The 14,220-nt window shown below is 66.4% G+C and carries 8 protein-coding genes; 4 read left to right on the plus strand and 4 right to left on the minus strand.

The features are described from left to right. Positions 1-49: 49 nt before the first annotated feature. Both aceE and H4O10_RS05435 read right to left on the minus strand, forming a co-directional pair. On the minus strand, positions 50-2,722 hold the full coding sequence (gene aceE / locus H4O10_RS05430; protein ID WP_049397326.1) for a pyruvate dehydrogenase (acetyl-transferring), homodimeric type: 2,673 nt from the start codon (positions 2,720-2,722) through the stop codon (positions 50-52). Between the two features lie 245 nt (positions 2,723-2,967). Further along, positions 2,968-3,366 carry a hypothetical protein gene (locus H4O10_RS05435; RefSeq protein ID WP_049397324.1) on the minus strand — a complete coding sequence of 133 codons (399 nt, stop codon included), beginning with the start codon at positions 3,364-3,366 and terminating at the stop codon, positions 2,968-2,970. Between the two features lie 38 nt (positions 3,367-3,404). On the opposite strand from H4O10_RS05435, the gene H4O10_RS05440 reads away from it, so the two are divergent. The 4 genes from H4O10_RS05440 (at position 3,405) to H4O10_RS05455 (ending at position 9,620) form a co-directional block, all read left to right on the plus strand. Next, on the plus strand, positions 3,405-3,920 hold the full coding sequence (locus tag H4O10_RS05440) for a sigma-70 family RNA polymerase sigma factor (protein ID WP_005412945.1): 516 nt from the start codon (positions 3,405-3,407) through the stop codon (positions 3,918-3,920). Then, entirely contained in the window at positions 3,917-4,939 is a 1,023-nt protein-coding gene (locus H4O10_RS05445; RefSeq protein WP_049397323.1) for a FecR domain-containing protein, read from the plus strand. The genes H4O10_RS05440 and H4O10_RS05445 overlap by 4 nt, the downstream gene beginning before the upstream one ends. A gap of 141 nt (positions 4,940-5,080) precedes the next feature. Further along, positions 5,081-8,014, plus strand: coding sequence for a TonB-dependent receptor (locus H4O10_RS05450; protein WP_049418559.1), 2,934 nt, complete (start codon positions 5,081-5,083; stop codon positions 8,012-8,014). A 10-nt stretch (positions 8,015-8,024) separates the two neighbouring features. After that, positions 8,025-9,620, plus strand: a complete 1,596-nt coding sequence (locus H4O10_RS05455; RefSeq protein ID WP_012479744.1) for an alkaline phosphatase D family protein — start codon at positions 8,025-8,027, stop codon at positions 9,618-9,620. Positions 9,621-9,643: 23 nt separating this feature from the next. Here H4O10_RS05455 and H4O10_RS05460 read toward each other — a convergent pair whose 3' ends face one another. Both H4O10_RS05460 and H4O10_RS05465 read right to left on the minus strand, forming a co-directional pair. Further along, on the minus strand, positions 9,644-11,752 hold the full coding sequence (locus H4O10_RS05460; RefSeq protein ID WP_044569819.1) for a phospholipase C, phosphocholine-specific: 2,109 nt from the start codon (positions 11,750-11,752) through the stop codon (positions 9,644-9,646). A gap of 8 nt (positions 11,753-11,760) precedes the next feature. Next, positions 11,761-14,139: a TonB-dependent receptor gene (locus tag H4O10_RS05465; RefSeq protein ID WP_012479746.1), complete on the minus strand. Its 2,379-nt coding sequence runs from the start codon at positions 14,137-14,139 to the stop codon at positions 11,761-11,763. Between the last annotated feature and the right edge of the window lie 81 nt (positions 14,140-14,220).

Raw genomic sequence — 14,220 nt, forward strand, 5'->3', positions numbered from 1 at the left:
CTGCACCATGCCCACGGGGAGGGAATCCGCGGGCATGGCACCGGCAGCCTTACACCGAGGCCGGGTCGCGCTTGCCGGTGTCGATGCCGTACTTGTCGATGGCCTCCTGCATCCGCGAGCGCTCGATGCGGCCTTCGTCGGCCAGCGACTTCAGGGCGGCCAGCACGATGAAGTGGCGATCCACTTCGAAGAACGTGCGCAGCGACTCACGCGTGTCGGAACGGCCGAAGCCATCGGTACCGAGTGCGATGAAGCGGCGGTCGTTGATGAAGGGACGGATCTGGTCGCCGACGATCTTCATGTAGTCGGTGGCCACCACCACCGGGCCGTCATGGCCCTGCAGGCACTCCTGCACGTAGGGTACGCGCGGTTCCTCAGCCGGGTGCAGCAGGTTCCAGCGTTCGGCGGCCAGGCCGTCGCGGCGCAGTTCGGTCAGGCTGGTCGCGCTCCACACATCGCTGGCGATGCCGAAGTCCTGCTGCAGCAGTTCTGCCGCGGCTTCCACTTCGCGCAGGATCGAACCGCTGCCCATCAGCTGCACGCGTGGCTGCGAGTCGCTGTCGGCGGCCGCCGGGTGCAGCAGGTAGAGGCCCTTCAGGATGCCGGCCTCGGCGCCTTCGGGCAGTGCCGGCTGCGGGTAGTTCTCGTTGAGTACGGTGATGTAGTAGTAGATGTCTTCCTGGTCGACATACATGCGGCGCAGGCCGTCATGGATGATCACCGCCAGCTCGTAGTTGTAGGTCGGGTCGTAGGACACGCAGCTGGGAATCACCGACGACAGCACGTGGCTGTGGCCGTCATCGTGCTGCAGGCCTTCGCCCATCAGCGTGGTGCGGCCCGACGTGGCACCGAGCAGGAAGCCGCGGGTACGCGCATCGGCAGCGGCCCAGGCCAGGTCTCCGACGCGCTGCAGGCCGAACATCGAATAGAAGATGTAGAACGGGATCGTGGCCAGGCCGTGGTTGCTGTAGGCGGTACCGGCGGCGATCCACGAACAGATCGCACCGGATTCATTGATGCCTTCCTGCAGGATCTGGCCGTCCTTGGCTTCCTTGTAATAGCTCAGCTGGCCGGCGTCCTGCGGGGTGTACAGCTGACCCAGGTAGGAGTGGATGCCGATCTGGCGGAACAGGCCTTCCATGCCGAAGGTGCGCGATTCATCGGGCACGATCGGAATCACCAGCTTGCCCAGTTCCGGGTCCTTCAGCAGGCTGGTGAGGATGCGCACGAAGCCCATGGTGGTGGATTGGCCGCGATCGCCGCTGCCCTGCAGCTGGGTGTTGAAGATCGACAGCGGCGGCAGCGGCAGCGGATCGACCTTGGCCAGGCGCGCCGGCAGCTGCCCACCCTGGATGCGGCGGCGCTCGGCGAAGTAGGCTGCTTCGGCGCTGTCCGGTTCCGGGCGCAGATAGGGCATCTCCTCCAGCTGGTCGTCGCTGACCGGCAGGTTGAAGCGGTCGCGGAAGGCGCGCACCGCATCGGCGCTCATCTTCTTCAGCTGGTGGTTGATGTTCTGGCCTTCGCCGGCTTCGCCCATGCCGAAACCCTTGACCGTCTTGGCCAGGATCACCGTCGGCCGGCCGCTGGTGTTCACCGCCTGCTGGTAGGCGGCGTACACCTTCTGCGGATCGTGGCCACCACGTGCCAGCGCCCAGATGTCGTCGTCGCTCATGTGCGCGACCAGCTCCAGCAGCTCGGGGTAGCGGCCGAAGAAATGCTCGCGCACGTAGGCGCCGCTCTGCGACTTGAAGGTCTGGTAGTCGCCGTCCACGCATTCCATCATGCGCTGGCGCAGCAGGCCGCTGTGGTCGCGGGCCAGCAGGTCGTCCCAGCCATTGCCCCAGATCAGCTTGATCACGTTCCAGCCGGCCGCGCGGAAGGTGCCTTCCAGTTCCTGGATGACCTTGGCGTTGCCGCGTACCGGCCCGTCCAGGCGCTGCAGGTTGCAGTTGACCACGAACACGATGTTGTCCAGCCGCTCGCGGCCGGCCAGGGAAATTGCCGCCAGCGATTCGGGCTGGTCCATCTCGCCGTCGCCGAGGAAGGCCCAGACCTTGCGGCCCTGGTGTTCTTTCAGGCCGCGGTATTCCAGGTAGCGCATGTAGCGCGCCTGGTAGGCGGCGGTCAGCGGGCCCAGCCCCATCGACACGGTGGGGAACTGCCAGAACTCCGGCATCAGGCGCGGGTGCGGATACGAGGACAGGCCTTCGCGGCCGGCTTCGCGGCGGAAGTTGTCCATCCGTGCCGGATCGATGCGGCCTTCCACGTACGCGCGGCCGTAGATCCCCGGCGCGGAGTGGCCCTGGATGTAGATCATGTCGCCGTCGAAGGTGTCAGTACGGCCACGGAAGAAATGATCGAAGCCCACGTCGTACAGCACTGCCGCCGACTGGTAGGTGGCGATGTGGCCGCCGACGTTGGAATGCTTGCCGGCACGCAGCACCATCACCATCGCGTTCCAGCGGATCATCGCGTTCAGGCGGCGCTCGATGGCCAGGTCACCCGGGTAGGCCGGCTGGCGCTCGGGCGGGATGGTGTTGACGTAGGCGGTCCAGGCACGGGTATGCAGGTCGCCGTGCTGCCGGGCGTCCAGATCGCTCAGCTGGTCGATCAGGTAGTGCGCGCGCGGCCGGCCGCCGGCCTGCATCACCGCCTCCAGCGATTCACGCCACTCCTGGGTTTCCAGTGGATCGGTATCGAAGGGAATGAGGGCTTGGTTCATGGCTGTCTCCAGAGGGCGCCGGTCGGACGTCTGCCTGGGCGACAACACCGGCAGGGCGCACGGCACTGGAGCGGGGTCGCAACGGCGGGCGCCGTGACGCGAAGGGCGACCGTGGCGGCCACCGAGAAGACAAGCGTAGGCCTGCCCCCCACGCTTCGGTAGGCGGGCGGGGCTTGGGTCTCTGGCAAGCAAGGGTTGGTGCCGCGCGCCGTATCATGGGCCGATACGCTGGGCGCGGCCGCTGATCAGGCCGGGGACAACCCCGGCAGGAACACCGGGATGATCGCCACGCCGATGCCCAGCAGGCACCAGGCGACGATGGGCAACCAGCGCGCCAGGCGCTGGGCAGGTTCCGGCGCACGACGACCGCCGATCCACAACAGCAGCGTGAGCGCACCCAGCGCATAGGCGAGGACGACGATCACCGGATGCACATGGATGACCCGGCTGGGCGGCCACATCTGCTGCTGGTAGGCGGTGGTGTGGACGACCAGCAGCAGGAACAACAGGCTGCTGAGGGTGTTGATGGCGGTGCGTGCGTTGATGGGAGCACTCCTTGTGCGGGCTGCCGGGACATTGCAGGGGCCGCATTCTAGCGGCTGCCTGCCGGTCGTTGAAACGCCACTGTCATCGATGGCGGTCACCCTGCGTGGCTTTCCAGCCTCGGGGTGGTTGGCCGGCCGTGAACAGCGTGAGGATCTGGGAGAAGAGCTACGCGCTGCGGCGCCGGCTGCTGCGTGGCTTCTTCCTGCGTCGCGGTTCGGCCAGCGAGGATGCCGAAGACCTGGCGCAGGAGGTCTACCTGCGCCTGCTGCGCAGCACCGGCGAGGATGCCGATGCGGTCGAGAACCCGGAAGCCTACCTGTTCACCGTGGCGGCCAACCTGGCGCGCGAGCATGCGCGCGCGCGGTCGTCGCTGCCGCCGCTGGAAGACGTCGACCTGCTGGCCGAAGTGCTGAAAAGCGAAGAAGACATCGAAGGTGAATTCGAGCGTGCGCAGCGCTGGAACGATATCCGCAGCACCATCGCACGACTGCCGGCGACCACGCGGCGGGTGATGGAACTGCACTACCGCGACGGGCTGGACTGCCCGCGAATCAGCCAGCAGCTGCAGGTGTCGGTGCACATGGTGCGCAAGCACATCGGCAAGGGGCTGGAGGCCTGCAGGAAGGCGCTGGGCGCCAGGGAGCTCACATGAACCGGACCTCATCGCCCGTGGCCGACGACACGATCGCCTGCGAGGCCATGGACTGGTTCCTGCGCAATCGCGAGGGGGCGCTGGATGAGGCCGGGCGCCTCGCGTTCCTGGACTGGATGAAGCGCTCGCCGGAGCACGTGCGCGCCTACATGCACGCCCTTGCCTTGCACCGGCAGGTGGGCGAGGCGCTGCAATCGCCGTTGCCTGACGACGCGGCGGTTCCACCGCGGCAGGTCGCCGCCAAGGTGGTGCCGCTGTTCGGTAGCGTGCACGCGCCGCCGCGCGCTGTGCCGCGTCGCGGTCGTGCGCGCTGGTGGGTGGCGGCGGCCGCAGCCTGTATCACCCTGCTCGGCGTGGGCCTGGTTCCGCAGGTGATGCCCACCGAGCAGCTTTACAGTGCCGGACAGGGTGAACTTCGCGACCTGGTGCTGCCCGACCAGACCCAGGTGCGGCTCAACGCGGACAGCCGCCTGCGGGTACGCATGGGCTGGTTCAGCCGCAAGGTGGAGCTGCTGCAGGGTGAGGCAACGTTCGACATCGCCCGCGACCGCCGTCCGTTCGAGGTGGCGGTGAACGGCCTGGAGATCCGCGACATCGGCACGGTGTTCGATGTATCGCGACGGCTGCAGAGCACGCGCATCGGCGTGGTCTCCGGCGAGGTGGAGGTATGGAGCCAGGGTGTGGACCCCCGGCGTCTTGCGCAACTGCGCGAAGGCCGGGTGGTGCAGGTCGACGCGCGCAGCCATGTGGTCGAGTCATTGGACCTGCCATTGTCGATGCTGCTGGACTGGCAGCAGCGCAAAGTGTCCTTCCTCGACGAGCGGCTTGACGAGGTGGCCGCTGCCTTCAACCGGCACAACCAGGTGCAGGTACGCGTGCTGGACGAAGGTGCGGCATCGGCACGGTTGTCCGGCAGCCTCGATGCGCATCGCATCGGTGCGCTGCAGGCCTTCCTCGAACGCGACCCGCGCTTCGTGGTGAGGCGCGAAGGCGACACCGTGCGGGTTGGCAGCCGCTGAGGCCCGTGCGGTCGTGGACTGTCAGAAAAAATTCATCGAATCCGCGTTCTCCACTTCGGTGGATGCCGGCTCTTACTTGGGAGAAGCCGCTGCCGATCCGCGCAGCGGCGCCTGCTGCCTTCTCTCTTCCAAGGACCCGTGATGCGCAACACGCTCTACCTGTCGATCATCCTCGCCCTGTCCCCCTGCAGCGTGCCGCTGGCCTTCGCCGCCGGTGCCGATGGCCTGGAGGCGCGTGTATCCACGCCGATCGCGGCGCAGCCGTTGGCGCGTGCGCTGGAGCAGCTGTCGCGCGGTTCCGGGGGGCAGTTCCTGTACTCGGCCGGCGGTGATGCCCGCATGGCCGGTGCGGTGCCGCGCGGTGCCACCGTCAGGCAGGCGCTGGACGCGCTGCTGGCCGGTACCGGCCTGGGGTACACCGTGGTGGATGGCAATGTCATCGCCATCGATCCGGCGCCAGCTCGCAACCAACCGAAGCCGGCCGCGCCGAAGCCGCGCGAGGCCGAGGCAATGGTGGCGCCGACCCTGGACACGGTGAAGGTGATTGCCGCACATGAGGTCATCGACCAGAAGAAGTCGTCGCCGGTGATCAAGGATTCGGTGGTGTATGACGAGATGGACAGCTACGGCGACGAGACCCTGGCCGAGAGCCTGATGGCCGCTCCAGGGCTGAGTGCGGTGGAGGATGCCGGCGAGCCACGTTACGTGACCGTGCGCGGCGTGCAGGCCAACCTCAACTACACCACCATCGATGGCATCGCGATTGCCAGCGTGGGGGGCAGTGGCTCCGGCGAGCGCATGAACAACCTGCAGCTGATTCCCAGCGACATCGGCACCCGTACCGACATCTACAAGAGCTTCAGTGCCGAGCAGGCACCGGATGCGATCGGCGGCGTGATCGACATCATCAGCCGCAGTGCCTTCGACCGGTCAGGCAAGTACGTGTTTGCCGATGTGGCAGGCATCTACTCCACCGCCGAGACCAACGTCGAGCGCAGCGCAGGCGGCAACCACGAGACCCTGGGTCACTTCGGCAAGAGCGCCAAGATGGTGTTCTCCAACCAGTTTGGTGTCGACCAGGAGTTCGGCATCGTTGCGGTGGCACGCTACGAGCAGCGTTCGCGCAACAGCGTCAAGCGCTGGGTGGAGTCGAACTACTACTACAACGACGCTGGCAAATACCTTACCGACGGTACCACGGGTCCGGACCAGGCCAAGGGCTGGAACGGGCTGCGTGCGCCTGGCAACTTCAGCACTGGCACCTATACCAACTTCATCACCAACTTCGGTGGCTCCGCCAAGCTTGAGTGGAAGCCCTCGGATGATCCGTTCTACGCATCGTTGCTGCTGTATTCGTACCGGTTCTACGAGAACTCGACGATGAACAAGACGGATCTGTACGGCAACGCCAAGTTTCCGGTCCGCAACCAGACCGAAGACAGCGGCACCACCCAGATCAACAGCATCTACATCAAGAACCGCCACGACCGCTGGGACCGCAGCAACCGTGGCGCCATCGCCAGCTTCAACTGGGACATGGGTGACCGTTCGCGGCTGACCCTGCGCGGTGGCCATACCGAAGAGACCTTCCACAACAGCCAGGTCTACTGGGGCGTGCGCGCCTATCCAAGCAACCTGTTCGTCGACTACGAGAACGACAGCCACGGATTCCCCAGCGCGGTGGCCGTTTCCGATTCCAGCCTGCTGACCAGTTCCGCATTCAAGCTCAATCCGGCGCAGGCCTACGTCTCCCCGCGCGATGCCAAGGAGAGCATCGACAACCTGCGCGCCGACTTCAGCTACAACATCGACGCCGATGCGAGAGGTTTCGGCCTGGCCGCCGGCGCCGAGTACCGCCACCTGAAGATCTGGCAGGACATCGACTTCGACTACTACAAGAGCAGCGCGACACTGAACGATTACCTGTACCCGGGTTCGACGCTGCTGGGCAGCGTGCCGGGCTTCCCGCTGATCGACAACCGCAAGTGGAACGAGGAGCTGGCGCCGACGCTGGGCAACAACAACAAGGCCTATCCGAATGCCAACTTCACCAGCGACTACAAGTACGTGGAGGACATCACCAATGCCTATGTGTCCGCGCACTACGCCTGGGATCGGCTGCTGCTGATCGGCGGCCTGCGCTACGACCACACCCGCTTCGATGCCTACAGTCCGTTCAGCGATGATGGCGGCACTACCTATACCTCCGCCTTCCGCAATACGAGTGGTGGCTACAACAACCTGCTGCCCTCGTTGAATGCGACGTTCAAGCTCACCGAGGACCAGCGCCTGCGCTTCTCCGCCAGCCGCACGCTGGGCCGGCCGACGCCGAGCAACATCGCCCAGGCCACCAGCACCAGCTGTGGCGATGACGAGGAGGGCAGGGGCTTCTGCAGCATCAAGCAGGGCAATGCCGACCTGCAGCCGCGCCGTTCCACCAACATCGACCTGGCGTGGGACCTGTATTTCAACGGCAACAACGGCCTGGTCTCGGTGGCACTGTTCGACAAGGTAATCAAGGACGACATCTACACCCTGACCACCTTCGAGGACGTGGGTGATACCCGCTACCGGGTGACCCAGCCGATGAACACCGATGAGTCCAAGCTGCGCGGTGTCGAGTTCGCGGTGGCCAACCGCAACCTGCAGTGGGGCCGCCAGCGCTTCGACATGTACTTCAACGCCACGCGGCTGGAAGGCCAGACCAACTACCGCATCAGTGATGGCACCGAGCGCCGCCTGGACCGGCTGCTGTACCAGCCGGACTGGTCGCTCAACGGTTCGGTGATCTGGCGCATGCCGTGGAAGAGCGCGCAACTGCGCCTGTCCGGCACCTACCGCAGCCGGATGCTGGTCGACTTCGGCGACACCCAGTGGCTGGATTCGTACTACGACCCGTACATGACCTTCAACATGGGCTTCAGCCACAAGGTCAGCAAGCACGTGACGCTGAAGTACGAGGCCAAGAACCTGTTCAACACCCAGCCGACCTACAGCACCGGCCCGAACGGGCGCTTCCGTACCGAGATCGACGACTACGGCCGCTTCTTCTACTTCCACATCATCTACAACTGAGGGCACAGCCGTGGAGACGATCAATCGCAGGCGATTCCTGGCCCTGGCCGGCCTGTCCGCTGCCGGTGCCTGGATGGGCACGGCACACGCGCTGGCCGCGCAGGGCGATGCCACCGCGCTGAACCCGCGCAACCTGCTGGCCAAGCCGCGCTTTGCCAGCACACCCTTCACCCTGGGCGTGGCCTCGGGTGATCCCTCGGCCGATGGCATGGTGCTGTGGACGCGCCTGGCGACCGAACCGCTGGTGTTCGGCGGCGGCATGCCGACCCGGCCGATGCTGGTCGAGTGGCAACTGGCCGCAGACGAAGGCATGCGCAGGGTGGTACGCCAGGGGGCGGCGATGGCGCATCCCGAACTCGGCCACGCCGTGCACGTGGAGCTGGACGGGTTGGCGCCCGGACGGCCGTACTGGTACCGCTTCAGTGTCGGTGGCCACGCCAGTGCGGTTGGTTGCACCCGTACGCTGCCCGCAGCCACGGCCGCGGTGGATCGCGTGCGCTTTGCAGTGGCCGGTTGCCAGCACTACGAAGAAGGCCACTACACCGCGTGGCGGCGCATTGCCGAGGAACCGCTCGATTTCGTCTTCCACTATGGTGATTACATCTACGAAGGCGAAAGCCAGCCGGGCCTGCGGAAGATGAACGGCCAGCCGTTCACCAACCTGCGCAACCACGTCGGCCCGCAGATCTACACGCTGGATGATTACCGGCGCCGCTACGCCCAGTACAAGAGCGATGCCGACCTGCAGGCCGCGCATGCGGCGGCACCGTGGTTCGTCACCTTTGACGACCATGAAGTGGACAACAACTGGGCCGGCGCCGAAGACCAGGATGACACGCCCAGCGAAGTATTCCTGCTGCGCCGCGCACAGGCGTTCCAGGCCTACTACGAGAACATGCCACTGCGCCGTTCGGCATTCCCGCGCGATGGCCACATGCAGATGTACCGACGTGCACGCTACGGCACGCTGATGGACCTGCACCTGCTCGACACCCGCCAGTACCGCAGCAAGCAGGTGAACATGGCGCTTCGTGAGGAGGTGGAATCGCCGGAGCGCAGCATTGTGGGGGCGAAGCAGGAGCGCTGGCTGTTCGACGGCCTGGCCGATGCCGCACCGCGCTGGCACACCATCGCCCACCAGGTGGCGCTGGGCAACTACATGCGCGAGAAGGACGGGGTGGTGCAGTCGTCCGACGACCAGTGGTCGGGCTATCTGGACAGCCGCCGGCGCTTGCTCGACCACATCCAGAAGGTGGGCTTCGGCAACGTGGTGACCGCCTGCGGCGACGCGCATCGCCACTATGCCAGCGATCTGGTGCAGGACCACCGTGACTCGGGCGTGGTCTCCAGCGAGTTCCTCGCCACGTCGATCACCTCCGGCGCCGATGGCCAGGGTGTGGACGCGTATGCCAGGAACCAGCTTGCGCACAGCCCCTATCTGAAGGCGACCACCGACAAGCGTGGCTACGTGCTGTGCGATGTCACCCGCGATGCGTGGATCGGCGACATGAAGACGCTGGATACCGTGATGCAGCCGAATGGCGCGGTGCAGAGCTGGAAGCGCTATGCGGTGGAGCACGGCCGGCCGGGGCTGCAGGAGGCCTGAATCTACCGCTCTACAGAGATCCTTCAATCCTGCTCGAACCGCAGTGGTTCGCTGCCCATCGCCGGGTCACTCGTGCCGGGGCGCCCATCCTCGGCGCGACCGGCCAGGCGCAGCATGCTCTCGCCCGCGCCGATCTGCAGGTCATACCAGCCCGCCGTGGGCGTTGCGTCCCACGCCAACGCGGTTTCTGCGTGTGCGGGTAGTACCAGCGCCTGATCGGGCATGTGCCCGGCATAGGCACCAGGCTGCACACGCACCTGCTGCGCGCCGTCACCCAGGTTGCGCAGCCGCAGCCGCAGTTGGCCATCCGTGCGATCAATTGAAGCCTGCAGCGCAGGATCCTTGGCCGCCCCCTGGAAGTGGCGGTGGAAGCCGTTCGGGCCCAGCAGCCACAGGTCATAGCGGTCCTGGGCATCGAGCGGCCAGCGCTCGCGCAGCGCCATGCCCGGCAGCAGCGTGTAGCGGCGTGGCACCGCATCCAGCCGCAGCCGGTCGTAGACATGCAGCACCGCCGCCGCACCTTCGCAGGCCAGCGCCAGATCCACGCCCGAGGCGTCGACCGCAGCCATCGATGCCTGCGGCCGATAGGGCAGGGCGCGTGCAGGGCGTACGCCGACTTCCTGCTTCGCTGGTTTCAGCCCCTCCGGCAGCGCCGGCACGGTTCGCCCTGGCAACGCAGCGGCGCGTGCGGCCACCGCGCTCACGTCGGGCAGGCCGCGTACGAACGGGCGGGTATCGCGCTGGGCGAAGTCGAAGGCACCCGTCAGGTCACCGCAGACCGCGCGGCGCCACGGCGAGATGTCCGGTGCCGCCACACCGAAGCGGCGTTCGATCAGTCGAATGACCGAGGTGTGGTCGTAGACCTGCGAGTCGACCCAGCCACCCCGACTCCACGGCGAGATCACATACAGCGGCACGCGCGGGCCCAGTCCATACGGGCGGCCGCGCAGTTCGGCGGCATCGTACTTCTCGTCGCCCGGTGCGGGATGGCGGTGGTATTCGCCCTCGGTACTGACCGAGGACGCACCCGCCCAGCCGCCATCCACCGGCGAAGGCGGTGCCGGTGGCGGCATGTGGTCGAAGAAGCCGTCGTTCTCATCGAACATCAGCAGCAGGGCGGTGCGGCTCCAGACTTCCGGATCGGCAGTCAGCGCATCCAGCACGCGCGCGGTATAGGCCGCGCCCTGCGCCGGACTGGAGGGTCCGGGGTGCTCGCTGCCGGCCGCGTCGGCGATGATGAAGCTGACCTGCGGCAGGCGCCCGGCCAGTACGTCCTGGCGTAGCTGTGGCAGGCCACGTGTGCTGACCCCGCGTGCGCGCAGTTGCGGGTCATGCCCGGGTGCAGCACTGTACGCCCGACGGAACGCCTCGAAGCCGGCCAGCGGGTTGTCGGTGAAGTTGTCCGCCATGTCCTGGTAGATCTGCCAGGACACGCCGGCCTTCTGCAGGCGCTCGACATAGCTGGTCCAGCGGTAGGACGCCGGATGCCCGCCGTGTTCGGGGAAGTTGTCATGCGAGTTGGCGATCACCGGGCCGCCGGCGCGGGCCCGTGCATCGTTGTGGCCGGTCCACAGGAACACCCGGTTCGGATTGGTGCCGGCCTGCATCGCGCAGTGGTAGGCGTCGCAGATCGTGAACGCATCGGCCAGCGCGAACTGGAACGGCATGTCGCTGCGCTGGAAGTAGCCCATGGAGTGGTTCTGCTTGGCCTTCGGCCAGTGCCCCATGCGGCCGTGGTCCCAGGCACGCTGGGCGTCTGCCCAGGTGTGCGGCGTGCCTTCCACCCGCATGTAGCCGAAGTGCGCGGCGGTATCCAGCGGGAACGGTGCGATCGCCCGCGTGCCACTGGCATCGGGCTGCAGCCACAGGCTGCGCGCGCGGCCGCCGGCCTGCAGCGAGGCGGCCGGGGCCACGAAGCGGTCACCGAAACCACGTACGCCCGGCAGCGTGCCGAAGTAGTGGTCGAACGAACGGTTCTCCTGCATGAACACCACGATGTGCTGCAGGTCTTCGAGGCTGCGCGTCTGCGCGGCGGGGGCGATCGCTGCGGCCCGGGCGATGCTGGGCAGCAGCGGGGCAAGGCCGGCGGCAACGCCGGCCTGCAACAACCGGCGTCGGCCGATATCGGTCACGGGCTCACTCACAGGTCCACGCGGAAGGAGATGCCGACGGTGCGCGGGGCGCCGATGAAGGCGTTGTCGCGGCCGTCCACCCCCGCAAGATACCGCTTATCGGTGAGGTTGCTCACCACCAGGTTGGCACCCATGCCCTTCAGGCGCGGCGACAGGCCCTGCAGGTCGAAACCGATGTTGGCATTGAACACGGTGGCCGAGGGCAGCTTGTTGACGTTGGCGGCATCAAGGTAGCGCGTGCCCAGGTACCGTCCGGAGAGGCCGAAGTTCCAGTTGGCGCCCTGCCAGTCGGCCGACAGCACCAGGGTGTTCTCCGGCTGGCCGATCACCTTGGCACCGTCGACGATGCCGAGCTGCGTATCGCGTGCGGCATTGCCACTGCCCAGGTATTTGGAGCGGTTGTAGGTGTAGGCCGCGTTGATCCGCCAGCCATTGTCCCAACCATAGCCGAACGCCGCTTCCAGGCCGTTGCTTTCCACGCCACCGAAGTTCTCGTAGACGCCGTCGGTCTCGCCCAGGTAGTCGATGCCGCTGACGAAGCCCGCCGGCAGGTAGACGATGCGGTTGTCGAACTTGATGTTGTACAGGGTCACCGAGGCGGTCAGCGGCCAGCGGCTGATGCGCATGCCCACTTCGATGTTGTCGGCGGTCTCCGGTTCGACATTGCGGAAGCGCTGCGGGTCGGTTTCGCCAAGTACGCCTGAAGGAATGGCGGCGAAATTCTGCGAGAAGCCGGCGAACAGCTCCATGCCTTCCACGCCCGGTGCCCAGGTGAAGCCGGTGGACAGCAGCGGATCGGACCTGGAATCGGATTTCACGTGCTCGCTGGCACCGATCACGCGGCGGCGCGATTGGTCGACGAAGAACTGCTTCACGCCCAGGCGGGCACTGAACGGCCCGAAGCGGGCCACGTCCTCGACGTAGTACATCTGCTCGTCAACCTTGTACTTGTCCTCGAACTGCACCCAGTACGGCTGATGGTCGAAGGCGATGTCCTGGCCGACATTGAGCAGGCGGTGCCAGTCACGGCGTGCCGAACGGTCCAGCTTCTCCACCCACAGGCCGCCACGGATGGTGTTGTCGATCGCACCGAAGGTCTGCCGCCATTCGACGTCGGCGGTCACGCCCATGCGGTCGTTGTCGTAGTGGGTGTGGCGGTAGGACTGCGCGCCCAGCACGTTGCCCGCGTAGCAGTTCGGATCGTACTCGGCGGTGAAGCCCAGGCGCGGGGTGCAGCTGGCCAGGCGCTGCGCGGCGCTGCCATCGGGATTGACGAAGAAGATCTGGCCGCGGTTGCTGCCGCCGTACACGGTCTTGCCACCGAGATATTCCGATTCGGGGCGGCCCGCACCCTCATCGCTGACCTGTGCCAGGTAAGGTGGAAGCCAGTCGCCACGACCTTGCATGCGGTGCCCGTAGGCGGCCACCGAGGCCTTGAACCCGTTGCCGCCGTCGAAGGCCGCACGCAGGTAACCAAAGGTGTTCTCGCGCAGCGCACGCGAGCCGGAACGGTAGTTCTGGTCCAGATACGGAATGCCGGTGAGGGTGCCGACCAGGTTGTCGCGATCCGGATTGGTAGCAAAGCCCTTCGGTGAGACGCTGGTGTATTCCGGCTCGTCGGCATCGTTGTAGGACAGGTAGCCGGTCAGGGTCCAGCGATCCAGTTCGGTGATGAACTTGCCGGCGATGTGGTCGTTGCTGGCGTGGCCGGTGCCGTCGATCCAGTCGTGCACCTTCGACGAGGAGGCGCTGATCCACGCGCGGGTGTGGCCGCCGAGCAGGCCGGTGTCGTAGCGCACGTAGTACTTGCGCGCATCGTTGTCACCGGCGCCGACCACGAAGCGCAGGCGGCTGTCCTGCAGCGGATCGCTGGTGAGGAAGTTGAGCGTGCCGCCCAGTGCTTCGTTCGAGCGCGAGGAGATGTCAGCGGTGCCTTGGCTGACTTCCACCGTCTCCAGGTCGAGGGTGTCGATGTAGCGGTTGGCCAGCGAGCCGCCGCCGTAGCCGGAGCCGCCGTTGGGCAGGCCGTCGATGGTGGTGCCGATCTGCTGGGTGTCGCGGTTGGTGACGAACCCGCGCATGCTGATCTGCGTACCCCACACCGACGAGCCGGTGGCATCGGCTTCGCTGACCACCACGCCAGGTACCTCGTTGAGCGCGTCGTTGACGCTGCTCATCACGGTCTGCCGGTTCAGCGTTTCCGCACGCACCGAAGTCTTCGCATAGCTGGTGGCCTGGCCGATCACCTGTACCTGGTCGAGGGTACGCGCATCGCTGCTGCGCGCTTCGCCCGTATCGCCCTGCGGTGCTTCTGCGAGGGCGTCCAGGGTGGGGGCGATCAGCAGGGCAAGCAGCGAAACACGGGGAAAGCGCGCAATCGTTCGCATCGATACCGGACCTTGGGGGGAGAGAAGCCCCCGAGTGTCGACAGCACCAATGACATCGACATGACGTAGAGATGCAGGAAC

Source organism: Stenotrophomonas sp. I18B00994 (assembly GCF_014145825.1).
Taxonomy (GTDB): domain Bacteria; phylum Pseudomonadota; class Gammaproteobacteria; order Xanthomonadales; family Xanthomonadaceae; genus Stenotrophomonas; species Stenotrophomonas maltophilia.

Bases quoted from the DNA above. Each gene is read 5' to 3' on its own strand.
- H4O10_RS05465 (WP_012479746.1), bottom strand. From the start codon at position 14,139: ATGCGAACGATTGCGCGCTTTCCCCGTGTTTCGCTGCTTGCCCTGCTG.
- H4O10_RS05445 (WP_049397323.1), top strand. From the start codon at position 3,917: ATGAACCGGACCTCATCGCCCGTGGCCGACGACACGATCGCCTGCGAG.
- aceE (WP_049397326.1), bottom strand. From the start codon at position 2,722: ATGAACCAAGCCCTCATTCCCTTCGATACCGATCCACTGGAAACCCAG.
- H4O10_RS05450 (WP_049418559.1), top strand. From the start codon at position 5,081: ATGCGCAACACGCTCTACCTGTCGATCATCCTCGCCCTGTCCCCCTGC.